Origin of the sequence: Brevibacillus sp. NRRL NRS-603 (assembly GCF_003013445.1) — a bacterium.
In the GTDB taxonomy this organism is placed as follows: domain Bacteria; phylum Bacillota; class Bacilli; order Brevibacillales; family Brevibacillaceae; genus Brevibacillus; species Brevibacillus formosus.
The window spans coordinates 1-21,936 of the sequence record NZ_PXZN01000007.1; the positions used below are offsets into that span (position 1 = coordinate 1).

Annotated in this window: 27 protein-coding genes; 11 read left to right on the plus strand and 16 right to left on the minus strand. The window is 45.3% G+C overall.

Annotated features, from left to right (window positions below):
- A partial coding sequence (locus C7R94_RS29955; protein ID WP_158264647.1) for a hypothetical protein occupies nucleotides 1-249 on the plus strand: 249 nt, incomplete at its 5' end.
- A 68-nt stretch (nucleotides 250-317) separates the two neighbouring features.
- Here C7R94_RS29955 and C7R94_RS02815 read toward each other — a convergent pair.
- The gene (locus C7R94_RS02815) at nucleotides 318-1,199 is read right to left on the minus strand and encodes a YitT family protein (protein WP_106778388.1); all 882 of its coding nucleotides are present in this window, start codon (nucleotides 1,197-1,199) and stop codon (nucleotides 318-320) included.
- A gap of 242 nt (nucleotides 1,200-1,441) precedes the next feature.
- Here C7R94_RS02815 and C7R94_RS02820 point away from each other — a divergent pair, with 242 nt between their 5' ends.
- From C7R94_RS02820 to C7R94_RS02830, 3 genes are all read left to right on the plus strand, one after another.
- On the plus strand, nucleotides 1,442-1,927 hold the full coding sequence (locus tag C7R94_RS02820) for an SRPBCC family protein (RefSeq protein ID WP_106778389.1): 486 nt from the start codon (nucleotides 1,442-1,444) through the stop codon (nucleotides 1,925-1,927).
- A gap of 82 nt (nucleotides 1,928-2,009) precedes the next feature.
- Nucleotides 2,010-2,336, plus strand: a complete 327-nt coding sequence (locus tag C7R94_RS02825; RefSeq protein WP_106778390.1) for a YnfA family protein — start codon at nucleotides 2,010-2,012, stop codon at nucleotides 2,334-2,336.
- Between the two features lie 19 nt (nucleotides 2,337-2,355).
- Nucleotides 2,356-3,000, plus strand: coding sequence for a DUF2625 domain-containing protein (locus C7R94_RS02830; RefSeq protein ID WP_106778391.1), 645 nt, complete (start codon nucleotides 2,356-2,358; stop codon nucleotides 2,998-3,000).
- A gap of 37 nt (nucleotides 3,001-3,037) precedes the next feature.
- Here C7R94_RS02830 and eutH read toward each other — a convergent pair whose 3' ends face one another.
- The 3 genes from eutH to C7R94_RS02845 form a co-directional block, all read right to left on the minus strand.
- Complete coding sequence (gene eutH / locus C7R94_RS02835; RefSeq protein WP_047073598.1) at nucleotides 3,038-4,309, minus strand: ethanolamine utilization protein EutH; 1,272 nt, start codon at nucleotides 4,307-4,309, stop codon at nucleotides 3,038-3,040.
- Between the two features lie 375 nt (nucleotides 4,310-4,684).
- Complete coding sequence (locus C7R94_RS02840) at nucleotides 4,685-4,885, minus strand: cold-shock protein (RefSeq protein ID WP_048031362.1); 201 nt, start codon at nucleotides 4,883-4,885, stop codon at nucleotides 4,685-4,687.
- Nucleotides 4,886-5,132: 247 nt separating this feature from the next.
- On the minus strand, nucleotides 5,133-5,732 hold the full coding sequence (locus C7R94_RS02845) for a nitroreductase family protein (protein WP_106778392.1): 600 nt from the start codon (nucleotides 5,730-5,732) through the stop codon (nucleotides 5,133-5,135).
- Between the two features lie 204 nt (nucleotides 5,733-5,936).
- Here C7R94_RS02845 and C7R94_RS02850 point away from each other — a divergent pair, with 204 nt between their 5' ends.
- Complete coding sequence (locus C7R94_RS02850) at nucleotides 5,937-6,299, plus strand: VOC family protein (protein ID WP_106778393.1); 363 nt, start codon at nucleotides 5,937-5,939, stop codon at nucleotides 6,297-6,299.
- Between the two features lie 53 nt (nucleotides 6,300-6,352).
- Here the strand turns inward: C7R94_RS02850 and C7R94_RS02855 are convergent, their stop codons facing one another.
- Entirely contained in the window at nucleotides 6,353-7,138 is a 786-nt protein-coding gene (locus tag C7R94_RS02855) for a class I SAM-dependent methyltransferase (protein WP_106778394.1), read from the minus strand.
- A 149-nt stretch (nucleotides 7,139-7,287) separates the two neighbouring features.
- Between C7R94_RS02855 and C7R94_RS02860 the strand changes: the two genes are divergently transcribed.
- A complete protein-coding gene (locus tag C7R94_RS02860) occupies nucleotides 7,288-7,950 on the plus strand; it encodes a futalosine hydrolase (protein WP_106778395.1) in 663 nt (220 codons plus the stop codon).
- The gene (locus C7R94_RS02865) at nucleotides 7,947-8,792 is read left to right on the plus strand and encodes a 1,4-dihydroxy-6-naphtoate synthase (RefSeq protein ID WP_106778396.1); all 846 of its coding nucleotides are present in this window, start codon (nucleotides 7,947-7,949) and stop codon (nucleotides 8,790-8,792) included. Before C7R94_RS02860 ends, C7R94_RS02865 begins: the two co-directional genes overlap by 4 nt.
- A gap of 63 nt (nucleotides 8,793-8,855) precedes the next feature.
- Here C7R94_RS02865 and C7R94_RS02870 read toward each other — a convergent pair whose 3' ends face one another.
- Both C7R94_RS02870 and C7R94_RS02875 read right to left on the minus strand, forming a co-directional pair.
- Nucleotides 8,856-9,392 (minus strand): superoxide dismutase family protein, encoded by a 537-nt coding sequence (locus C7R94_RS02870; protein ID WP_106778397.1) that lies wholly within the window; start codon nucleotides 9,390-9,392, stop codon nucleotides 8,856-8,858.
- A 63-nt stretch (nucleotides 9,393-9,455) separates the two neighbouring features.
- Nucleotides 9,456-10,289, minus strand: coding sequence for a GNAT family N-acetyltransferase (locus C7R94_RS02875; RefSeq protein WP_106778398.1), 834 nt, complete (start codon nucleotides 10,287-10,289; stop codon nucleotides 9,456-9,458).
- 231 nt (nucleotides 10,290-10,520) lie between these two features.
- On the opposite strand from C7R94_RS02875, the gene C7R94_RS02880 reads away from it, so the two are divergent.
- Nucleotides 10,521-11,246, plus strand: a complete 726-nt coding sequence (locus tag C7R94_RS02880; RefSeq protein ID WP_106778399.1) for a DsbA family oxidoreductase — start codon at nucleotides 10,521-10,523, stop codon at nucleotides 11,244-11,246.
- A 140-nt stretch (nucleotides 11,247-11,386) separates the two neighbouring features.
- Here the strand turns inward: C7R94_RS02880 and C7R94_RS02885 are convergent, their stop codons facing one another.
- Nucleotides 11,387-11,959, minus strand: a complete 573-nt coding sequence (locus C7R94_RS02885; protein ID WP_106778400.1) for a hypothetical protein — start codon at nucleotides 11,957-11,959, stop codon at nucleotides 11,387-11,389.
- 79 nt (nucleotides 11,960-12,038) lie between these two features.
- Nucleotides 12,039-12,830 carry an aminoglycoside adenylyltransferase domain-containing protein gene (locus C7R94_RS02890; protein ID WP_106778401.1) on the minus strand — a complete coding sequence of 264 codons (792 nt, stop codon included), beginning with the start codon at nucleotides 12,828-12,830 and terminating at the stop codon, nucleotides 12,039-12,041.
- A 316-nt stretch (nucleotides 12,831-13,146) separates the two neighbouring features.
- On the opposite strand from C7R94_RS02890, the gene C7R94_RS02895 reads away from it, so the two are divergent.
- Together C7R94_RS02895 and C7R94_RS02900 are read left to right on the plus strand one after the other, a co-directional pair.
- Nucleotides 13,147-13,890, plus strand: coding sequence for a suppressor of fused domain protein (locus C7R94_RS02895; protein WP_106778402.1), 744 nt, complete (start codon nucleotides 13,147-13,149; stop codon nucleotides 13,888-13,890).
- Between the two features lie 90 nt (nucleotides 13,891-13,980).
- Complete coding sequence (locus C7R94_RS02900) at nucleotides 13,981-14,433, plus strand: GNAT family N-acetyltransferase (RefSeq protein WP_106778403.1); 453 nt, start codon at nucleotides 13,981-13,983, stop codon at nucleotides 14,431-14,433.
- Between the two features lie 80 nt (nucleotides 14,434-14,513).
- Here the strand turns inward: C7R94_RS02900 and C7R94_RS02905 are convergent, their stop codons facing one another.
- The 7 genes from C7R94_RS02905 to C7R94_RS02935 all read right to left on the minus strand — a co-directional run bounded on the left by C7R94_RS02905 (nucleotide 14,514) and on the right by C7R94_RS02935 (nucleotide 20,906).
- The gene (locus tag C7R94_RS02905; protein WP_106778404.1) at nucleotides 14,514-15,593 is read right to left on the minus strand and encodes a hypothetical protein; all 1,080 of its coding nucleotides are present in this window, start codon (nucleotides 15,591-15,593) and stop codon (nucleotides 14,514-14,516) included.
- A complete protein-coding gene (locus C7R94_RS02910) occupies nucleotides 15,580-16,110 on the minus strand; it encodes an RNA polymerase sigma factor (protein WP_106778405.1) in 531 nt (176 codons plus the stop codon). Before C7R94_RS02910 ends, C7R94_RS02905 begins: the two co-directional genes overlap by 14 nt.
- Nucleotides 16,111-16,216: 106 nt before the next feature.
- Nucleotides 16,217-17,626, minus strand: a complete 1,410-nt coding sequence (locus C7R94_RS02915; RefSeq protein WP_106778406.1) for a sensor histidine kinase — start codon at nucleotides 17,624-17,626, stop codon at nucleotides 16,217-16,219.
- Between the two features lie 113 nt (nucleotides 17,627-17,739).
- Entirely contained in the window at nucleotides 17,740-18,492 is a 753-nt protein-coding gene (locus C7R94_RS02920) for a hypothetical protein (protein ID WP_233220463.1), read from the minus strand.
- A gap of 109 nt (nucleotides 18,493-18,601) precedes the next feature.
- Nucleotides 18,602-19,249: a response regulator transcription factor gene (locus C7R94_RS02925; RefSeq protein ID WP_106778407.1), complete on the minus strand. Its 648-nt coding sequence runs from the start codon at nucleotides 19,247-19,249 to the stop codon at nucleotides 18,602-18,604.
- Between the two features lie 127 nt (nucleotides 19,250-19,376).
- A complete protein-coding gene (locus tag C7R94_RS02930) occupies nucleotides 19,377-19,790 on the minus strand; it encodes a hypothetical protein (RefSeq protein WP_146142760.1) in 414 nt (137 codons plus the stop codon).
- 324 nt (nucleotides 19,791-20,114) lie between these two features.
- Nucleotides 20,115-20,906 (minus strand): TatD family hydrolase, encoded by a 792-nt coding sequence (locus C7R94_RS02935; RefSeq protein WP_106778409.1) that lies wholly within the window; start codon nucleotides 20,904-20,906, stop codon nucleotides 20,115-20,117.
- Between the two features lie 531 nt (nucleotides 20,907-21,437).
- Here C7R94_RS02935 and C7R94_RS02940 point away from each other — a divergent pair.
- Entirely contained in the window at nucleotides 21,438-21,932 is a 495-nt protein-coding gene (locus C7R94_RS02940) for a DUF2798 domain-containing protein (RefSeq protein ID WP_106778410.1), read from the plus strand.
- Nucleotides 21,933-21,936: the final 4 nt, after the last annotated feature.

Consider the following 21,936-nt stretch of genomic DNA (forward strand, 5'->3'; position numbering starts at 1 on the left):
TTTGGAAATGTTGTATATGAGGGAACATTTCGTAATATTACCCATGAAGAGATGTTAACTTTATTTGCTGAGATTATTACCTGCTTTATTCGGGCAATAGAAGTTGAAATAATTGAGAAAGAAGTTCCCAGCGATAAACAGTATAAAAAATATGATTATTATAAATCCCATAGTTATGAAATCAATGTAAAAAACAATAATTTAGATAGAAAAAAGAAAGTCTTTGAAAATATTACGATAAATTATTAACATACAAAAAATACCCTATAGACAGACGTTCCCCAACGCCCACTCTATAGGGTACACTTTTCTCCCTTTTAATGAATCGCTTTCTTCTTAAACTGCCCACCGCGTACATCGTGAATATTGCCGACAGCCAGGAAGGCATTCGGGTCCACTTCTTCCACGATCAGCTTCAGCTTGGCTTCTTCCAAACGCGTAATGATGCAGAAAATCACTTTCTTGTCGTCTCCGGTATAGCCGCCTTCCCCATTCAAATAGGTAACGCCACGGCCCAGACGAGCAACAATCGCATCTCCCAAATCCTTGTGATTGTCGCTAATAATCCATACCGCTTTCGACTCCTGGAAGCCTTCGATGGTCAGATCGATCATTTTGAATGCAATGTAATAGGCGATCAGCGAGTACATCGCGCGATCCCAACCGAATACAAATCCGGCACTGCTCAAAATGAATAAGTTCATGAACATTACGATCTCACCAACGGAGAACGGAGATTTCTTGTTAAGCAGTACAGCGACGATCTCTGTACCGTCCAGAGAGCCTCCATAACGGAGAACGAGTCCTACACCAATCCCGAGAAGTATGCCGCCAAAAACAGCTGCAAGCAGGGGATCATCCGTTAGCCCTTTGACAGGATGAAGCAGCGTCGTTCCGATTGACATGATCGTAACCCCGAAGAGGGTTGAGAGTGCAAACGTTTTTCCGATTTGCTTGTACCCTATGATCAAGAAGGGCAAGTTAAGCACAAACAGGAAAACGCCAAGAGGGATTCCAGACAGATGCGAGGTAATGATCGAGATACCTACGATTCCACCGTCGATAATATTGTTCGGTACGAGAAAAATCTCGAGCGCTACCGAGAACAGGGAAGCACCAATCAGGATACCGAAGATCCTCTTGAGCAATTTTCCAATGGGTAATTTCTGATGAGCCGATTTTGCAAGTGGTTGTTCCATCGTTCCTCTCCCCATTGTGAAATTTTTTACTTACTTAGCTATTATAGCATTCATTCTTATGCGATTACTGCATAATTGCACTTTTTAGTAAAAAATATTCCATTCAGACTTGTTCAGACTCATTAATACGCTTGAAATCTCGCTCAGGCGTGAATATTGAGGACAGTGAGTGATCTATATTGACTGGTTATAAAGAAATTGCTATTTTCAAACTGTTAGGAAAATAGTTAGGGGGATATTCCATGGGTTTCTTGAAAGCGGAGATAGAAGTATCATCATCTATAGAGCTGGTTTGGTGGGCATGGACACGAAAGGAACGGCTTGTTCAATGGTTTGCGCCTGATGCAACGATTGAGCCGTACCTGGGCGGAGCGTACGAATTGTACTTCCATCCAGCCAATCGCGACCAGATGGGAACGAAAGGTTGCATCATTACCCATTTTGAACCGAAGGAGCGCCTGGGCTTTACATGGAAGGGGCCGGATGAATTCGCAGATACTATGAATCACGAGGACGCTTTGACTTATGTGCTTGTCACCTTGTCTGAAGCAGAGGGGAAAACGCAAGTATTGGTCGAGCATTTCGGTTGGAAAGAGGGAGAGGAGTGGGAAGAGGCTCGGGGCTGGCACGAAATGGCTTGGTCTCATGTTCTGGGGAGCCTGAAATCTGCACTTGAATCGGGCAAAGGAGATCTGTGCTGCTCTCCACAGGCTGCCCAGCAAGGATAGATTTTGAGGATGCGTCCGTCATGGCGAGCCAATAGACGTGATCTTTGCGCTTACTCGTTTTGATAGGAAAGAGGAGACATGAATGACAGCATCGATATTATTGTTTATTTTGGCGGGATTGGCGGAAATCGGCGGGGGATATTTGGTATGGCTGTGGCTAAAGGAGTCCAAGCCGTACTGGTACGGTATCGTCGGGGCGCTGATCTTGGTGTTGTACGGAATCATTCCTACGCTTCAAAGCTTCCCTTCCTTCGGGCGGGTATATGCCGCCTATGGAGGGGTTTTTATCATTCTTGCGGTTTTTTGGGGATGGTTGGTGGATAAGAAGACACCCGATTTGTATGATTGGGTAGGCGCTATCATCTGTTTGATCGGAGTGAGTGTCATCTTATGGGCGCCGCGTCAATAGCTTGGGAGTGGAGGCAGAAATGAAAAGCTTCGAGGAATTGTACTGCGAAAAGGATTCAGCGGTGGAAGAAATAACAAAATGGCAGTCAGCATCAGAGCGGAAAATTACCCTTCTTCCATCTGAACAGGAGAAGGGGAAAAAACAGCTAGTGGATCTACAAGTGACGACGAGGTCAACTCTAGGTGCTGTTGCTTTTGAAACAGGGGGGATTCTGATTCACCAAGGCTGGCTGCGGATTCTAGGGTCTGGCCATCCTCATTTACCTCGTTCCATCACTTCTTGGAATCAGCAATGTGGCTTGGACGGGATGCTGCTGGTAGCAGACGATGTCATAGGGGGGTTCTTTGCGATCAATGGTGGAATGTTTCCGGATTCGGTAGGCGGTATATGGTATTTCGCTCCGGACAGTCTTGCGTGGGAGGATCTTGAAATTGGCTATACCGACTTTTTGCACTGGGCAATGACCGGGGATATCCATACGTTTTATGAGACATTTTTCTGGAAGGATTGGGAGAAGGACGTTTCCAAGCTAAAAGGCGATGAAATGTTCGCAATCTATCCTTTTTTGTGGTCAAAAGAAGCTCGTGAATTAACGATGGATGGGTGCTCCAAAAAGCCGGTGCCTGCGTTGGAAATTTGGGAGATGAGCAAGAAAGCTGTGTAAAGGAAAGAGCGGCCCACGAAGGACCGCTCTTTAGCTTTTATTGTTTGGTTGCTGCAACTTCAGCTTGAGCGTTGTGATTGTCTAAGTACTCATCTGGACCGATAATTCCAGCAGCACGATCTTGTTTTTCCAGTTCAAGCGCTTTGGGTACGGAGAGCCAGTAAGCAAAAGCAATACCGATAATGCCTGCGCCCAATTTACCGAGCATGACCGGCAAGATAATGTTTGGTTGGAAGTTTGCCGAGAAGGACAAGTGGTCACCTAGCAAGAAAGCGGAACAAACCCCGAAGGAAATGTTGATAACCTTGTCTTTTGGCGGCATGGAACGAATGAGACGGAACATCGCCAGGATGTTCGCGCTCGTTGCGAGCAAGCCTGCACTACCAGAAGGGCTCATGCCCAGCTTATTACCCAATACTTCGAGTGGCTTCGCTGCATATTTACGCAGCATGTAAACCATTGGGAACGCACCTGCGAGCATGATACCGATGTAACCAGCGGTTTCCAAAGCACGGTATTGGTCGGTTGGATCGGCGATAATTGGATCGAAGCCCCAAGCTCCGAAAATCTTTGTGAAGATGCCAGTAAAATGTTGCACGATCGAGAATACGAGTACGAGCTTGATACCAGCGTCCATCGTTTTTCCGAAGATCATAAAGGCACGAATCATCAGGTCTGGCAGGAAGCGCAGACCAGCAGCAATCGCTAATACAAAGAACAAAATCGGTGAAAGGTTCAGAAGTACCTGTCCGAAGCCAATAGCAAAAGCATAAGTAGATTCAGCGTTCGTCGAGATTTCATTGCGAACCTCTGCATTTGTCAAAACAAGAATAGCACTGGAGATAAAAGCACCAATCGGAACGGTCAAAATACCGGACATTACGCCAAGCGCCATGTATTTATGGTCGCGCTTGTCCAACATAGCGAGTCCCATTGGGATGGAGAATACGATCGTAGCACCGGCCATCAGACCGACGATCATCGCCATAACCCAACCTTCCGTGGAGGTCTTCAGGAGGTTTGCCAACTGATAGCCACCCATGTCAGAGGCGAGAATCGCTGTTGCTGCAATCGCAGGATCTGCTCCAATTTTGTTGAAGATGGGTGATACCGCTTTTTCTACGAACCAAGAGATGTACGGGAGGGACGCCATAATACCGGCAGCAGGAACGAAGATGTAACCTGTTGAGTGAATCCCTTCCATGAACTCCTTACCGAGACCCTCATCGCTGTTGCGAATCGCGGCAATGGCACCAATTACTGCACATAACATGATGATGTAAATAATGACGCTTCCAATGTGCTCCATGGATATCCCACCTTTTTGCGGATGTAAACAATAAAAGCACTTAGGATCTCCCGAATGAATGAGATATACCCTAAGCGCCTTTGCTTACTTTGTATGAACTTGTTTACAGGTAATGGCAATAACAACCAGCTGGAACCGCTTTCATAGCTTGCTAAAAATAAACGGAAAATACTTGTCACGTTTATTCCATTGTGTACATTCTGAATATTTTATGCTAGAAAGCGCCGTTGCTTTACTCTGCATTATAAAGAGATTATATGGGGAGGCATGGCTAATGTCAACTGCCCTTTAGGAACAAAGAACGAATTATGTGAGGAAAAAGTGCTGGAAAAAAAAGCCGCCCTTGTTATTCGCAAGGGCAGCTTTATGTGTAATTTACAGTTTTACTACGTTCTCAGCTTGTGGACCACGGTTGCCTTCAACCACGTTGAATTCTACGCGTTGGCCTTCTTCGAGGGTTTTGAAACCGTCGCCTTGGATTGCGCTGAAGTGAACGAATACATCGTTTCCGCCTTCAACTGCGATGAAGCCATAACCTTTTTCTGCGTTGAACCATTTAACTGTACCTGTTTGCATGGGTGTTACCTCCAACAAAATAAAATGAATATGTAACTTTTATTTATATAAAATAAAATTCACACATTGTAAAAGGTTCAAACATAAGTGTAAACCCTTTACAATATGTGAACGCTTTAAATAAGAATCTTTTGTTTAAGATAATATTATCACAGACCAAAGAGGAAAGCAATCGCTCAATAAGTGAAAGGACGGCCCAAAAAGGAAATTCTGAGCCGTCCATTATAAACATCCAACAAAATATTACTTAGGAAAAGAACTTCACTCTCTCATCCAACGGCTGGAATTGTTTTTCACCTGGCTGAGCGGTTGGTTTGCCAAAAGGCATTTGTGCTCGCAGCTTCCATTCGCTAGGGATCTTCCACGTTTGTTGGACTTCTTCATCGATGAGTGGATTGTAATGCTGCAAGGAAGCACCGAAGCCCTCGGTTTCCAACGCAGTCCACACAACATACTGAAGCATTCCAGAAGATTGCTCGGACCAAATCGGGAAATTATCTTTGTAGGCTTCGAATTGCTGCATGAGGTTTTGGACGACGCTTTGGTCTTCAAAGAAAAGAACAGTGCCGTAGCCGCTACCGAACGAGTTCATTTTTTCTTCGGTGGCTCCGAAATTTTCAGCGGGAACGATTTTACGCAGCGTTTCTTTGGTAATGTTCCATAGCTTATCGTGCTCAGCACCCAAGAGGACAACAACGCGAGCGCTTTGGGAGTTGAATGCGGATGGGGTGTACTTTACTGCTTCCTGCACGATTTCTTTAATACGCTCATCAGATACTACATGTTCCTTGCTGATCCCGTAGTACGTTCGTCTGTCTTTTACGGCTGCAATAAAATCCTTACTCACTCTGCATTCCTCCTGCAACTTGTTTTACACTAACATGATGCATTGAAAGGGAGAAGCTTATTCAATGTTTTGTTTCTTACATTTCGTAATTAAATATAAAATTTCGTGCAACTATTGTCAACATTTGGGTTTGTTAATAGCGATAAGTTAACTTTTTTTCGGTTACAATGGGATAATAAGGTTCCAGTTAGCAAGGAGGATATTATGATTACCAAAATGGCAACCGTAGCTGTCTACGTAGAAGATCAGCAACGCGCAAAAGTGTTCTGGACAGAAAAGGTTGGATTTGAAGTCAAGCAAGAGCACCCGATGGGACCAAACAGCAGTTGGCTGGAGGTAGGACCAGCAGATGCCCAGACTGCTTTGGTTCTCTATCCGAAAAGTATGATGAGCAACTGGCAGGAACAAAAAGCCTCGATCGTTTTTGAATGTACAGAAATTGAAAAGACGTACGAAACGATGCGCGCAAACGGTGTTGTTTTTCAAGGAGAACTCAACAAGATGCAATGGGGGACCTATGCGACCTTTCAGGATGAAGACGGCAACAGCTATTTGCTAAAAGGATAAGAGTAGTGACGACCTCTGGCCAAATGCGGCCGGAGGTTTTTTAATAGGATGAATCAAACAATCGCGCGAACGAGGTAATACATATGCGTAGTGGGCAGACCGTCAGAAGTCGCATAGTGGTCAAAAATCGGCATAACATTCTCCATGTGTTGTTCGATGGCGGATGTGAGAATAGTGGGGTTTTGCCCGAAGCAACGCATGCGAATGACATCAAGTGGAGTCTGAAAATACTCGGTGGCGATCACCGTCTGAATATCGACTCGCTGGAAAGCAGCTTGTCTGAGTCTCTCCTGCAAATGTTTTAGGATAGGAGTGTCAGCTGGACGTGGACCAAATAAATGAGGAAACCATTCGAATAATTCGGCGGACAACTGATCGCCCGGATGTAATCCGATGAATGAGCCTCCTCTTTTGACGACGCGTCCTATATCTGGATAAGCGGAGGTAGGTCCCTTGCGATTGTAAGCGCAATCGAACGTATCGTCATGGAAGGGGAGGGTATATTTTGTATTGGTGACAACGAAGGAGACGTTCTCGGGTGTTTGCGTACGGGCCTTTTGCACAAAGTTTTCTGTCACATCCAAGCCGACGATTTCTTTGGCAGAACGGCTCCAGTCCAGTGTGAATGCGCCGTGCCCGCAACCGATGTCGAGAACAGATTGATTCGGAACCATGCGACCAATTTCCTCCATAAAAAGCGACTCGCCATTCGGTTCTGTAATGGTAGAGCGCCACGGGTATACGTATTCACCAGTCATTTTGGCCAACTGAGTGTACCAGGCTAAAGAGTGGGGGGCGAGCCAGTCTGGATGGGTGTTCGGATTCAGTGGGTGAAGCATGATCGGTCACCTCTCATCTAACGATAATGCACAGTAGGTTTTATTGTAATAATTTCCCTGTCTTTTGACAAACTCTTTAAACGGCTTTACACGGACGAAAAGTAGCGATAACGTGGAAGGTGGAAAGCGGTTGAAAGGAGCCAGGGCAAATGATTTTGTCACAACAATATAAAAGCATTCTGGTCGTGACCTCCGTTGACGCGGAACGGGATGCAGTGATTCGCGGCATTCAAGGGGATGAGCGTTTCACAGTTATCGCAGGAGGAGTAGGACCAGCCGCAGCCGCAGCGAGTACAGCCAGAGCGCTTGCATGCGCGGACTACGATCTGGTCATATGTGCAGGAATATGCGGTGGATTCGTGGGACAAGCAGAGGTTGGGTCACTGGTTGTCGCAACGGAGATTGTTTGTGCGGATTTGGGTGCAGAAACGCCTGAGGGCTTTTGCAGTGTGGACGAGCTGGGATTTGGATCAGCGAGAGTAAGTGTTGATCAGGAGTTGGTCGAACAGCTGACCCATTCGATGAAAGAGGCAGGGGTGGTTGCGAAAAAAGGCATCGTCCTTACACTATCCACCGTGACGGGAACAGCGGAAACAGCGGCGGCTTTGGCGCAGCGGATGCCAGATGCGCTAGCTGAAGCCATGGAGGGGTATGGCGTTGCGACTGCTGCCCAGGCTGCCAGACGACCTGTTCTGGAAATTCGCACGGTATCGAATGCAATTGGACCGCGGGATAAATCCGCTTGGCGGATAAAAGATGCGCTGGAATCTCTGGAAAAGGGAAGCTCTGTACTACGGGAGGTACTATCATGAAAATTGCGTTTTCACCATGTCCGAATGACACTTTTGTTTTTCATGCCTGGGCACATGATTTGATTCCGGGAGCGCCAAAGCTCGATATTTTGTACGCAGATATCGATATCACGAATACGCTTGCTGCACAGGGAGAAGGCCCGGAAGTAATGAAAATCTCCTATGCGGCATTGCCTTGGGTGATGGACAACTACTCGTTGCTCCCTTGCGGCGGTGCACTGGGAAGAGGATGCGGGCCGCTCGTTTTGACGCAAGGAAATGCTGTCGAGAGTGCGAACGATCCAGCACGCCTGTCCAACAAACGTGTAGCCGTTCCGAGTGAGCGCTCCACAGCTTATTTACTGTTCCGGCTCTGGGCTGCACAAAATGTCCCAGGTGGTGTAGGGGAGATCGTCGTCATGCCGTTTCATGAGATTATGCCTGCTGTACGTGACGGCAAGATCGATGCAGGACTCGTGATTCACGAAGCGCGTTTCACGTATCAAAACTACGGGCTGTCGCTTATGACTGATTTGGGCAACTGGTGGGAGTCTGATACCAATTTACCGATTCCGCTGGGTGCCATCATCGCGAAAAAATCAATGGATATCGAGGCTCTGACCAATTGGACACGCTCCTCTGTGGAATATGCATGGGCGAATCCGACTGCATCACAAGAATATGTCATGTCTCATGCTCAGGAGTTATCTCTGGAGGTAGCGCAAGCGCATATTAACTTGTACGTGAATGAGTTTACGAGAAATTTGGGTAACGATGGTTATGCAGCTGTCGAGGCGTTGCTCGGTCGTGCAGCCGAGGAAGGGCTTGTACCAGCATTTGATTTGTCGACATTACGGCGCTAGCTAATTCAATAATGCGAGGGGGCAGCTTACAGGGTTGCCCCCTTTTCCTGTTCGGGGGAAGCGTTATCCTGCGTAGATCAATCCACATGCCAGGCGTTTTCCGCTATTTCCTGCCGGCTGTGAACGGAAGTCATCCGGACTTTGATGGATGATCAAGCTTCTGCCGACCACATCGGCTGCACTGATTTTGTTTGTGAAAAAAGTCATTCGTGCATAGCCGTCATTGGAAAACAGCACGGGGAAGTCGCCGACGTGGTTGCCATGTGGTTGTTGTGTAGGGTTCCAATGACTGCCTGCTGCCGTAAAGGGATCTTCAGGATTTCCGACGGTGCAAACGCCATGCTCATGCAAATGAAAGCCAAATGGCCCGATTTGCGGCTGATTGCCAGTGGCTGGCTGGAAAGCGGGGAGGCCGCTGACTTCCACGAACACTTCGGTGCCGTAGGGGACATCGGTAAAAACAACGTAGCCATGCAGGTTCGGTGCCAGTGGACCACCCTGAATTTCGGCAAAAGATTGTCCTTTTCTCCGTCCATGTTGTGAGGACACGGCTCGCAAGTCATGTTCATATGGGTATTCATAAGGCTGACATCCGTACATGTTATACACCACCTTACTTCATGAACCAGTTTGACATATCTTATGTAAGTGGTGGGCGTATGGTTACTGGGCGGGGTAGGAAAACCAGGCGATTTCATAACGATGTGAGAGATGCAGTCCAGCTTTTTCAGCCGTTTTTTGCGAAGCGACATTCGAATCCATACAGTCCCACCACACAGTTGCTGCTTCCTGATGAAGCCTATTTTGCAATTGATAAGCAAGTGTACTAGACAAGCCTTTTTGACGATAGGGCTCTATTGTTTCTACGCCGATTGCATGAGTCGACTGATAGACCGCTGTGGACATACAAATGCTCGCCACCTCGTGATCAGTCGTAAGGGCAGCATATCCGTAGCCATTTTCCAAAAAGTCATCGATGGAGTACCAATACTCATGGAGGTAGTCGGTCACAAAATCGAGGTTGGGAGGAATTACGGTGCCGCGCCGGCGTAAAAAGCTTTCCTCCAGTTCAATAGAATAGTAGGGGGCAGGAATAACAAGCGATGGCTTCTCTCCCTGATCACGAGAAGACTGATAGACGAGTTGCGTACTCGTCTCCCAGCCGCTGCCGCCCATAATAGGCGTGAGAAATGAATCCCACTCTTTTGATTCCCGTGAGAATTCAAAATAACTAAGGTCCTTTTGCAGTAAAATAGGGCCAATTTGTGTTTGGACAAAAGCAGTGAAAGCAGCGGGGGAAATGCTTTTGCTCGGTACTCCAAGGAAAGCGAAGCTGCTTAGACCGGTTGACCATACGAGTGCACAGGAAGGCTTGTCGGGATTATCTACCCAAAGTAACCCGGGATGATTGCCTGCGACCACACCTGCAAACATCACGTCACTTTTATCATGGAGAAGCTGCCCTGCCAATTGTTGGTTTCCTTTTACGAGGTACACGTGAATCCACTTCCTTTTAAAAAGTTCTACATGAGCATAAGTAAGTATTTACCAAACGAAGAGGAAGTTCCTTTTCCCACGTGAACATTGACGTTAAGGGCAAAGTGCAGCTTTCAGCCTCCAAAGTGCATAGTCGTACCATGGGTTGTTGTATAATGTGCATACGACGAATTTTGCAGTGTACGGTCTGCTGTCTTTTGGTCAGCACCGCTCATATAGAGGAGGATGAACATGAAAATTGAAATTTGGTCTGATTTTGCCTGCCCGTTTTGCTATATTGGAAAGCGCCGTCTGGAAGGAGCGCTGTCTCAATTTCCGCATAAGGATCAAGTAGAGGTCGTATATCGCAGCTTCCAGCTAGACCCACAGATGGAACGCGATACCGATATGGACATGCATGAAGTACTGGCAGCCAAGTATAGCATTCCGCTCACACAGGCGAAGGGGATGAATGACCAAGTTACCCAAATGGCAAAAGGTGTCGGTCTCGATTATCATTTTGACACGATGATCCCTACCAATACATTCGATGCGCACCGCTTGACGCACTTTGCCCATGCGCATGGAAAAATGAAGGAAATGAAGGAGCGACTGCTGAAGGCGTACTTTACCGAATCGCTCCATCTCGGAGATCACGAGGTGCTGGCACAGCTTGCTTCTGAGGTAGGCTTGGACAAGGAAGCGACGCTCGCCATGCTGGCAGGAGACGAATACAGAGAGCAAGTACAAGAGGACAAACAAAGAGGCAACGATTTGGGTGTCACGGGCGTACCGTTCTTTGTCATTAATAACAAATATGCAGTATCTGGCGCGCAGCCAGGTGAAGTCTTTTTGGGAGCATTGAACCAGGTGTGGGAAGAAGAAAGCGCAGCTCCTGTTCTGAAATTCGTGCAGAACGACGAGAAAAAAGACGAGCCATCCGGCGACAATTGCGCGGATGGCTCCTGCAAAATATAAGGTTTAGCTAGGTTATAACTGATTTACCAGCTACCTAATCAGACAAGGTCATCAACTAAAAAGCCCGCAACGAACCTCCATGAAAATACGCTTCATGGAGGTTTTGTTTCTTTTTTTGGAGAACGATCGATGTGAAGCCTTTAGCGGGAAAGCATGGGATAACTCGCGTGCACATGCTGTTTAAAGCTCTCATAGTCCGAGGCATGTATATGGGAGTGGTGGTCGCTTATACATACATGATTCATGCCAAGGCGCTGAGCGAACCGATTGCCCGCTTCTGTGATATTATCCATGATAATCGATTGGATGCGGTACCCACTCTGTTCGACATGAGCCAGTACATCGAGATAATGATGTAGCATCATGAGCAAGGCAGGGCTTTTCCGATAAGATTGATCGACAACGACACAGGACAGAAAATAATAGACTTGCTCGGGAGAAGTAGCTAAATCTTCGATATCCGCAGTCGTCATCAGGCTATCTTTAAACGTCCCTTGCGCAATTTGCAGGTAAATATGCGGCTTGACGGGAAGCAGGTTCATAAAAGCGATGATGCGCTCATTCTCTTCGATCGCAACGACGGAATCGGGACGAAACAAATACCAATTGTAGCTCTCTTGGTAAGGTGTAATAAATTCGGCATCATAGTATTGAAGCTCGAGCTGTTCCATTTGTCTAAAGTGCTCAAGGTGCAAATGCTCCATGATCTTCATAAGAAAATCTCCTTCTTTACGAAAAGCGGCTTGCCGTAGAGATCCATAAAAATAACTCCTTGTATAGACGATTTTGTTGTTATACCGTCTTACTAGGCCACAGCCCGCCGATATAGCTTATAAATCTCTGAGTTTCCTTTGCCCGCTTGATTCTGTTCGAAAACAAAGATGGTTCATTTGGTTGGTAGCGTATTCGCAAGGATTCCTTCAGTAAGAGATGCCATTCACCTGGGAGTTCTTGCAGAGCTTGTTCCACGGCTTTTCTCTTTGGAATAATGCCTTCATGGATGAGCGAGCAATAGATTCGGCATAAGGTGAAAACGGCGAATTCTACCCACCCATCGAGCAGGAATTTCAGCATGCTTTTTCCTTTTGACGACCAATAATCATGTACATTGTATTTCATCGTTTCCCCGACATCAAACCACTGGGTAGGGATGTGTAATGCTTCAACACTTTTCCCCATAACGGCAATGCCCTGGTGCTTGAGGATCCACCACGTCACATGATTGATATCATAGTGGCCGGATGATTTGAATGTCCCGTTGTCAACGTAAGGATAAGGCTCCAGGGATGGATTGGTTTTTCCGATGTCTTCCAGTTGGATATACATGCCGTCCATTCTTTTAGCTAGCGGGTTGGCGTTTTCGAGAGCCTGGTGAATGTTCTTGAGTGTTTCTATTTCTGTATTCGTTAACCCTCTGTGTAAAAGTGTTACAAAATCAATATCGCTGGAATCTTCCTCGAAGCCAGACAGAGCAATAGAACCATACAAATACACACCATAGATGACATTCGGCAGTTCTGTCATAAGCCGTTGCGTATAGTCGTGTAATAAAGGTCTAACGCTTTCCGGGATTCTCGAGTCCATAAGTAATCTCCTTTCTGGTGATCAAGATCAAGATTAGCTTGATGTTCATCCTGTTATCATCACGTTTGCATGGTCAATCATAGCTTGAACACGCTGGCGATTTCCATAATTTTCATACCTCAGTAAATGAGATAAAGTTTACTTAGTTTTTAATTTTCTCGCAAGAAGAATCTTCATCGGATGGGAAAATGGTTTGAGCCAATTGATTCGGAATTCTCTTGCAAGAAATAAAAAGATAAGGTAAAACATGGATGTATCTCAAGCCGATACAATAGAGAGACCAAGTGTCTGAGTGATAAGAAGGTGAGGATCTGCGATGAACTTTTTCAAGAAGCTATTCGGCGGTACGAACAACGGAGAAAAGTCAAAGGACGGCACTACGATTTACACATATGACCAGCAGGCAACGTATGAACCCCCAGCTCCCATGGAATATGTAGAAGAAATCGGAAATCACTTTCAAAAAGTATTTGCGGGAAGAGAAAGCAGTGTTTTTCACGAAATTATTTCCGATACGATCCATATTGATGTGAATGTGATGAGCCCTACAGAAGAAGAGCCATTTTGGGTTCTGTATACGAATGGGATGAGTGATTTACCGATGACGATCCCGGATGAAATACAGGAGCAGATGGAAGAGAATATCGAGCGAGCAGAACTGATGATATTTTTGCCAGCTTCCTGGGAACTGACACAAGAGTCGCTACAGGATGAAAATAACTACTGGCCAATTAGACTGATGAAGATGCTGGCGCGGTTTCCTCATCAGTACAATACATGGCTGGGTTACGGACATACGATACCGAATTATCAGGAATATGAACCCTATGCGGATGGCACGGGTCTAAATGGAGTTGTTCTGTTTCAGCTATCAGAGGAAATCAGTGTCATTCCCACGAAGGACGGAAACAAGATTCATGCCTATTTCTTAATTCCTTTGTATAAAGAAGAGATGGAATATAAATTAGAGCATGGCATGGATGCGTTATTGGATAAATTGTTTGAGCTGGACGATGATGCGCTGATTTTGAATCCGAATAGAAGAAACACCTGCAAGTAAAAATATATGAATTTCCCACCCCTTTTAGCTAAAGGGGTTTTTTGTAAAATGTTAGAATAATCACATAAAAGTCCGATTGGAGGCAAGACGATGATTCATTTTCGTGTCGCAACAGCAAAAGACCTGAATAGAATTGTTCAAATGCTTGCGGATGATGAATTAGGTAAGACGAGAGAGCGTTACGAAACTCCGCTACCAGAAAGCTACATAAAAGCGTTTGAATCCATTGATGCAGATCCCAATAATGAATTGATTGTGGCGTGCCGCGGTGAGGAAATTATTGGTGTGCTACAGATTACGTTTACTCCTTATCTGACCCATCAAGGTAGCTGGAGAGCGACGATTGAGGGGGTTCGGACTGCATCTACGGAAAGGGGGCAAGGAGTTGGGAGCAAGTTAATCGAATGGGCGATTGAACGGGCAAAAGAGCGAGGGTGCCATCTTTTTCAACTAACGACAGATAAACAACGCGAGGATGCTTTGCGCTTTTATGAGCGATTAGGTTTTAAAGCGACGCATGAAGGACTAAAGATGAAGCTATGAATTAACTAACGGAGTAAAAAATAACGGGTTCCATATACGATATATAGAACCCGTTGCTCCTCGGTTATGACCAAGGCAAGTCAGTCCCTTTCTATACTGATCGCATAAATATTACCAACATCCAAATCATCAAGCTGTATGGATAAACGTGGTTTCCCAGGACTGTCACTTCTCAATATATAGCCGCCCCAATCCTTGCCGCCGTAAGCCTTATATCCAGTGGTGTCTATGCCAAAAATATCTTGAATAAGCGGCTTTGTGACGGGAATTGCTTCATCGATTGATTTGATAATTATATGGTCCGTTACATACTGCACATCATATACTTGGCCTGTTTGTGCTCCGACTCCCACCGAATATATCTCGTGCTCGTTGTGAAACGTCCATCTATCTTCTTTCTTATCTGATGATTTGATTGCTAGGGTGAAGGAGAGATCATTTTTATTGGAGAAGCGCGTCAAAGCTTTTTGCGCGATGTCCAGAGACTTTTGATCTGCATCCTTAGGGTTGTAATTCAAGGTATAATCAATGACCTTGTTTGTAGATAAATCAACATGAACATCCTGATCTTTTTCCAACTCAAAGCTTAGAAGGGCTGAGTTTTTTCTTTTAACGAATTCGGCCGTTTCGAAGTTAACCGGTTGTTTCGTATTGTTATAGGCATTTCGTGCAGTCTCTACATATTTATGATAAGGCTCCGTCAATTCTTGAATGGCAAAAGTTGCTTTGAGGGCAATAACTTCTGTCGTATCAGGCTTAAAAAGCACCCAGGTTGCGTCATCCTTTGTCCGTACAGCATAGGATGACGCGTTTTTCTCGATCTCTTCAAAAGTAAAGTTCTTCTCAATGCCAGTCGCCGTAGTGATTGCCTTCTGGGCAGCCGTAAAATATCTTTGCTCTTCGGGAGTTAAAGCGGCACTGCTCGTTGATTCTGCCGGGGGAGAAAATGGTTTCATCCAGAAAAAACCGAGCAACAGGCCGCAGGTGATCAGCCCTTTTGCCATCCATCCATAGTACATTCTTCGTTTGTTCACTTTTTGAAGTCTACCTCCTTCTTCTCGCACACCTTCTAATATTGCTTGGCTTCGTTCTCGGGAAAGGGCTTGCTCAGGGAATTGATTCAATTCTTCCAGAATGATCTGTTCATCACATGATGGCATCGTTCATCACCTCCGCAATGGAAACATGCATTTTGTTTTGAATCGCTTTCATTGCTCTATGCAAAGTAAGATTGACCTTGGCTTCCGTCCATCCCAAAACCTCCGCAGTCTCCTTGCTCGATAATCCCTTGATCCCTCTGAGTATCAACACGTCCCGATAAGAAGACTTTAACTGATTGATCATTTCATAGAGCAGACGCTTGTTTTCACTTAGCATCAGAGACTCTTCCGGTGTTTTGTCGTGCGACACGAGATGCTGCATGAAGATATCCGGCAACCAGCTGATTAGCTTTGTTTTGCGTCTTTCATCAATTGCTATGTTTCGTGCTATGGCAAACAGCCACGTTTTGGGATTCTCAACCTCTGTTCCCTGCAAAGCTTTGAGGGCACGAATAAAGGTCTCTTGAACCAAATCGTCGATGTCTGTTCGGCCCGTATAATAGACGAGAAACCGATATACATCTTGGCTGTATGTGAGAAACCATTGCTCAATTCGTGCTCCAGAATGATCATCCACTGGTGTTCCACCTCCTTGTCACTGTATAGACGGAATAGCTGCTGACAATCTTTCACTTTCATGAAAAAAATGAGACACCCCGGAAGATCAGTCAGGTGTCTTTGCTCTATCGTATGGTTCTAGTAGCGGGGAAAATCAGTTTGGCCGTTGTCCCTTTCCCTGGTTCCGATAAAAAGTGGAGCTCTGCCCCATGGCAATCAGCAATTTGCTTGCAAAGCGTCAAGCCTAATCCAGCACCGCCGCCGTTTCGAGCGCGGGAGGGATCTACACGATAGAATGCCTCTGTTATGTGGAAGAGATGTTCTGCTGACATTCCTTTTCCATTATCTTCGACCATTATTCCTTTTTGTCCATGATCCAGAAAAGCAGCTATCTTGATTTGTCCACCAGTACCACAAGCCTTCAACGCGTTATCTACGAAATTGACGAGCAGTATATGCATGAAATCAGGATCACACTCTAACGAATCAAAGTGACATTCCGAAGTAATCCGAACGTTTTGTTCTGTTGCCATAAGAGACAGAGCTTGCTCGACGCCAAGAAACAGCTGCTTTATTTCTACAGTTTTTCGCTCGATCTTGTTTTCACGAAGTGTTGCCAATTCAAGCAAACGATACGCAATCTGTTGAAGTCTACGGCTCTCCGACATGATATAGGTTGTGGCAAACAGCTTGTCGTCTTCTGTGCGAGCCACTTTTTGTATGTATTCTGCATAGCCGTAAATAGTCGTGAGCGGTGTGCGAAGCTCATGTGCAAAGTTATCGATAAACTGCTGCTTCTGCTGAGCGGCTGTCGCTAACTGCTGGATTTGACTCTGAATTTCCTTTGCCATGTGATTAAAGCTTTGCGCCATTTCGGCCAGCTCGTCTTGTCCAGATACGGGAAGACGGGTATCATACGCACCAGCCGCGATTTGACGGGATGTTTGTGAAATTTGCGAGAGTGGCCTAAATAGTTTAGACAGCAATATATGAAGACCAAAAGCAAACAAAGCAGAAACCATCAAGCCCGCGAAAAACAGCATGTTTTTCATTTGCCTCCAGGCAGCAATCTCATCTGTTGTGTCGTATAGGTACACTATCGTATATACATCATAGGGAGCAAGCAGCTTTCCTGAAACGAGCACTGAGGTGCGCCCGTCTGATTCTTGCACAGAGACGAGTCTGCTACCGTCTCTCGGCAGCTCAGGAAACCCTTTTGGGACCGATAAGACAGACGAATTTGAATAGACCAGTTCCTTGTCTTTAAAAAGTACCAATGTCACGTTTTGATCCCCGGCAAGATAGCTGTAAGGCTGGAGCAGAGACGGGATGGAGCTGTCGATATCCGTTCCGCGGCCTCCTACCGCATGAAAATCTTGGAGGAGCGCAGAGGTGATGAAATAATGCTCATCCAAGCTTCTTTCTTGTGCACGATGGATTGTGTCTTTGAAGGTCGTGATCGATATAATGACGATCCCTAGGTTAAATATAAACAAAAAAAGGGCAAGGGTTGTTAAAAAGGTCCGGTATTTCATAGATTTCCTTTCGTTTCACCTCTGGTTTCATGAGAGCTCGTAACTCATGGGAAAAAGCCGCCAGCACAGTGTGGCGGCAAAAAAGGTTCCCTTATTTTTTTGGCTCGGCGATCTCAGGGTAGGATTATTATTTGGTTGGGCTTGTACTTCTCTTTAGCATGATAGCCGATGAACTCTTTATCTTTGCGCGCTATATACACAATGGCGATTTCACCGTTCTCGCCTGTGATCTCCGCCGATATGAGAGGGTCATTGTTCTCGACCATGCTTTGAAAATCGTATACAGCGGACTTGACTGGACCGTTAACAATATTGAACTTCTCTGCTGCCTTTTTGGCTAGGTCCACATACTCCTGCGGATTTTTCGCAAGCTCCTCATCGTAGGTCTCTTTTTCTATGAACGTTCTCTCGCGGAAGATGGTGAAAAATTCTCCGGTAACAGCGTCGATACTGAAGTAATAATTGAGCTTGTCATTAATTTTTACTTCACCCCACCAATGTGCGCGAGGAAGGTCTTCACGTGGGTTTTGGTAGCTCATTTCTACCACCTTCCCTTCCAGGCTCTGGGTATACATCGCCCAAATGGCTTTCGCTCCGATTTCCGCCGCCGCTTCTTTTGTGAGGTCTTTACTCGTTGGCTTTTGGTTGTTCATAGCATTCACGGTATAGTTCGCTTTTTTGTATCCGGGCGGCAAACTGTTTTGTGGCGTTTGGGAGGAAGTAACTGCATAATTCGCATAGCTGGTAGGGATTGTATTCGTTTTGTTGAAATCCGAAGCTGTTACGACCTGTACGAATCCTTGAAACAGCAATGTGCTGGTGCCAATAATTGCGGTGGCTGCCAAAATGGTTTGTTTGATTTTCATCTGAACCTCTCCTTCATTGTTTGGTTGTGATCACAGTTAGAAGTATAAGAGGGAGGAATTATCGAATCGTCATGGAGTTGTTAGGGAGTTGTAATAGTTTTTCGCTAATCTAGACCTCAAGACGATACCCCATTTTATAAACGGTCTTAATTCGGGATTCCATTTCCAGCTTCTTGCGCAGCTTTTGAATGTGGACGTCTACTGTTCTTGTATCCCCAACATAGTCATAGCCCCACGCGAGCTCCAGCAGCTTTTCCCGGGAAAGGGCGATATTCCGATTGTTCACCAACACTTCCAGCAAATCAAATTCCTTGGGGGTGAAATCTACCGGGTGATTATGAAGAAATAGCTGTCTGCTCTCGAAATCGATTCGGACCCCATCCAGTTCAAACGTCTTGTTCGTTTTCTTGGTTCGTCGCAACACCGCATCTACGCGCGCCAGCAGCTCCAGCATCTCGAACGGCTTCACCAAGTAGTCATCTGCGCCGAGCGTCAGGCCCTTTACCTTGTCTGTCAGGCTGCCTTTCGCTGTCAAAAAAATAGTGGGTGTCCCGCGAATATGGCGGAAAACCTCATATCCATCAACCTCCGGCAGCATAACGTCCAGCACAACGAGATCCATCTCGTGTTTATCCATCTCATCCAGTGCCGCTTTTCCGTCCATCACCGAAATACATCTATGTCCCACTGCTTGCAGGCTTCTTTTGATGAGCTCATTGATTGGAATCTCATCCTCGACAATTAGGATGGTTGCCACTTGGATCACCTCTCATAAAGAGCATAGCATGGGAATGTAATCGAGTTGTAAAAAAATAGTAGGTCAAAAACAGCCGCAATAAAAAAGAGGGACGCAGATTAGTCGCGTCCCACTCTAGTAGCGGTCTCTAGCCCATAAAAGTGATTTGAATTTTCGTGTTAAAGCGATCGGTAACAACCCAGCCTGCTGGAATCTGCTGATTATACCTGATCCATAGCTTCGCTCCCTTTGGTGCTCTTTGAATACTCGTAATTTCAAATTTATCCGTCGTACTATCCGTTATGACCCACCCTTGCGGCATGATTTGATTGTTTCGCACCCACAGTTTATCTCCGTAACCTGCTCCTTGTGTATAAATCATTTGAAGAGAAGTGCCACTGCTATCTATAACAGCCCATCCATCGGGAATCTGTTGGTTGTACTTGATCCAAAGTGTCGATCTGTACGTAGCTCCAATTACGCATGTAATTTCGAATTGAGTACTAGTACTGTCGGTAATCACCCAGCCTTGCGGGACTAGTTGATTGTTCTTGATCCACATTTTCGCTCCATAAGAAGAGCTCGCTGATAAGGAATGCTTTAGTGATGCATGAGATGAAATATTTTGTTCGGACGATTTCGAAAGCGTTGGTTCTGCAGCCTGAGTAGGAAGTGTTATAGACAGGACAACTAAGAATAAACCTAGACTTGAAGCCATACTTTTTTTAAGCATAAACAAACCACCTTTCTTTTATTTTCATCCATTATTTGTAATTTAAATCTATTTTTAACAATCGTAAAGCGACGTTTTTGTGAAATACTCTATATTCATTGCCTTGTCACAAAATGAAAAAAAGAGGGCACGAGTCCCTCTTGCGAAAACTATCTATAAGCTAAAAAATTCTTTCGCAGTCTTGGTAGTAGCGCTGGCCACTTCCTCAGGGCTCAATCCCATACATTGTGCGACCGCATGCAATATATGTCTCAAATACATTGGCTCATTCCGACCGTCCACAGGCTTTTCTTTCAAATCACGAGGGGTTAAAAATGGCGCGTCGGTTTCAATCATCAAACGATCCAAGGGAATCTTTTTGACAAGCTCCCGAAGATGCTTCCCGCGTCGTTCATCACAAATCCATCCCGTAATCCCGATATGGAAGTCCATCTCTAAATAGGTTTCCAATTCCTTAGAGGTTCCGGTAAAGCAGTGTACAACCGCACGATTGATATTTTGACGATGCTCTTTGAGAATGGAGACAAAATCAAGATGAGCATCGCGTTCATGCAAAAACAACGGCAGTTGAAGTTCTGTGGCCAGGGAAATTTGTTCGATGAACCACTTTCTTTGAATATCACGCGGGGAGAAGTCACGGTTATAATCCAGCCCGCACTCTCCAATCGCTACCACATGGGGAAGAGATGCCAGTTCTCTTAATTTCTTGATTGTCGATTCATCACAGCTTTTTGCATCGTGAGGATGAATACCTGCCGTAGTGTACAGCTTTCCTTTGGAGCGACTCGCATATCGTGAGGCATCCATACTGTTTCTCAAGCTTGTCCCTGTCAAAATTAACGGGTATATTCCTTGTTTCTCTGCTCTGGCAACGACCTCATCGCGATCTTGGTGAAAGGAGCGGTGCATCAGGTTTACGCCTATATCGATGATCTGTGTATCCAAGAGAATCCATCCTTCCAAGTAAGAGGTATGAGTGCGTACTGATTTTCACTGAGATTCCTATTTTTGGTTGTTTTTCATTATAGCTGATGGAGCTGTTAGGTTCTATAGACGAAAAGACGAAAAATCCTCCCTGCGGTGACAGAGAGGATTCTTTGCTTTCATTTTCAAGTAGGAATGATTCTATTACTCAACCAAAAATCTGCTTATATATCAGATCAGCATTCTCTTTCTTTACAAACTTTCGAACCTTGCCTTCATTATCGATAAATGCCCAACGATAGCCCCATTGTGCATCTTCCTCTGGAGTTGGTTTGTACGCAAACACTCCTTTGTTCTTTGTAGGTGAATGTAAAATATTGGTGATATGTATAATGTAATGGAAATGGGGGGGATTAAAACAGATAAATTCATATTTTCAAATAAATCGGGCGCGTCAAAGCTGTTGGAAGGTTATTCACAAAATGTTCACTTATGAAGAGATGTTTGCTATCACTATAATAGCAAAGTGTTAAAAAGAAGGGATGATGAGATATGCATGCAGAGACAAGACTTCCTCGAAACGGAAAAGAGGGTATCCTATTTTTATTAATTATTTCAATCCTTTCCGTAAACATTATTGCACCTATTATAGTGGGGCTGGAACGTGGGTTTAGCAAAGAAGTTTATTTAGACACAGTAAAGATAATCCCTTTTATGTGGATCATTGTTGTTCTATTGGTAAAACTGGTTGCGGGACCGATTGTAAGCAAAGTGATGCCAAAATTCGTGGGACAGACAGATGGATTTAATGCCAGAGTGTTACTAAATATTTTGCTAAATGTTACGATCTTATCTATTTTGTTGTCCATTATCGGAATGTGGGTTGGCACGAAGGAAATAAGTCTAGAACCGTTTCGAAACTTCCTTCATAACTGGCCGAGAAACTTCGGTATAGCATTTTGGGTTGAAATATTGATTGCTCACCCAATAGCCAGATTTGCTATGAAAACAATACACGCAAGACAGGCGCGTAAAGCAGCTGGTTGACAAT

What these genes read in the sequence shown, in the direction of transcription:
- C7R94_RS02815 (WP_106778388.1), bottom strand. Translation starts at nt 1,199, where the DNA reads ATGGAACAACCACTTGCAAAATCGGCTCATCAGAAATTACCCATTGGA.
- C7R94_RS02820 (WP_106778389.1), top strand. Translation starts at nt 1,442, where the DNA reads ATGGGTTTCTTGAAAGCGGAGATAGAAGTATCATCATCTATAGAGCTG.
- C7R94_RS02825 (WP_106778390.1), top strand. Translation starts at nt 2,010, where the DNA reads ATGACAGCATCGATATTATTGTTTATTTTGGCGGGATTGGCGGAAATC.
- C7R94_RS02830 (WP_106778391.1), top strand. Translation starts at nt 2,356, where the DNA reads ATGAAAAGCTTCGAGGAATTGTACTGCGAAAAGGATTCAGCGGTGGAA.
- eutH (WP_047073598.1), bottom strand. Translation starts at nt 4,309, where the DNA reads ATGGAGCACATTGGAAGCGTCATTATTTACATCATCATGTTATGTGCA.
- C7R94_RS02840 (WP_048031362.1), bottom strand. Translation starts at nt 4,885, where the DNA reads ATGCAAACAGGTACAGTTAAATGGTTCAACGCAGAAAAAGGTTATGGC.
- C7R94_RS02850 (WP_106778393.1), top strand. Translation starts at nt 5,937, where the DNA reads ATGATTACCAAAATGGCAACCGTAGCTGTCTACGTAGAAGATCAGCAA.
- C7R94_RS02855 (WP_106778394.1), bottom strand. Translation starts at nt 7,138, where the DNA reads ATGCTTCACCCACTGAATCCGAACACCCATCCAGACTGGCTCGCCCCC.
- C7R94_RS02860 (WP_106778395.1), top strand. Translation starts at nt 7,288, where the DNA reads ATGATTTTGTCACAACAATATAAAAGCATTCTGGTCGTGACCTCCGTT.
- C7R94_RS02865 (WP_106778396.1), top strand. Translation starts at nt 7,947, where the DNA reads ATGAAAATTGCGTTTTCACCATGTCCGAATGACACTTTTGTTTTTCAT.
- C7R94_RS02870 (WP_106778397.1), bottom strand. Translation starts at nt 9,392, where the DNA reads ATGTACGGATGTCAGCCTTATGAATACCCATATGAACATGACTTGCGA.
- C7R94_RS02880 (WP_106778399.1), top strand. Translation starts at nt 10,521, where the DNA reads ATGAAAATTGAAATTTGGTCTGATTTTGCCTGCCCGTTTTGCTATATT.
- C7R94_RS02885 (WP_106778400.1), bottom strand. Translation starts at nt 11,959, where the DNA reads ATGAAGATCATGGAGCATTTGCACCTTGAGCACTTTAGACAAATGGAA.
- C7R94_RS02890 (WP_106778401.1), bottom strand. Translation starts at nt 12,830, where the DNA reads ATGGACTCGAGAATCCCGGAAAGCGTTAGACCTTTATTACACGACTAT.
- C7R94_RS02895 (WP_106778402.1), top strand. Translation starts at nt 13,147, where the DNA reads ATGAACTTTTTCAAGAAGCTATTCGGCGGTACGAACAACGGAGAAAAG.
- C7R94_RS02900 (WP_106778403.1), top strand. Translation starts at nt 13,981, where the DNA reads ATGATTCATTTTCGTGTCGCAACAGCAAAAGACCTGAATAGAATTGTT.
- C7R94_RS02905 (WP_106778404.1), bottom strand. Translation starts at nt 15,593, where the DNA reads ATGCCATCATGTGATGAACAGATCATTCTGGAAGAATTGAATCAATTC.
- C7R94_RS02915 (WP_106778406.1), bottom strand. Translation starts at nt 17,626, where the DNA reads ATGAAATACCGGACCTTTTTAACAACCCTTGCCCTTTTTTTGTTTATA.
- C7R94_RS02920 (WP_233220463.1), bottom strand. Translation starts at nt 18,492, where the DNA reads ATGAAAATCAAACAAACCATTTTGGCAGCCACCGCAATTATTGGCACC.
- C7R94_RS02930 (WP_146142760.1), bottom strand. Translation starts at nt 19,790, where the DNA reads ATGTGGATCAAGAACAATCAACTAGTCCCGCAAGGCTGGGTGATTACC.
- C7R94_RS02940 (WP_106778410.1), top strand. Translation starts at nt 21,438, where the DNA reads ATGCATGCAGAGACAAGACTTCCTCGAAACGGAAAAGAGGGTATCCTA.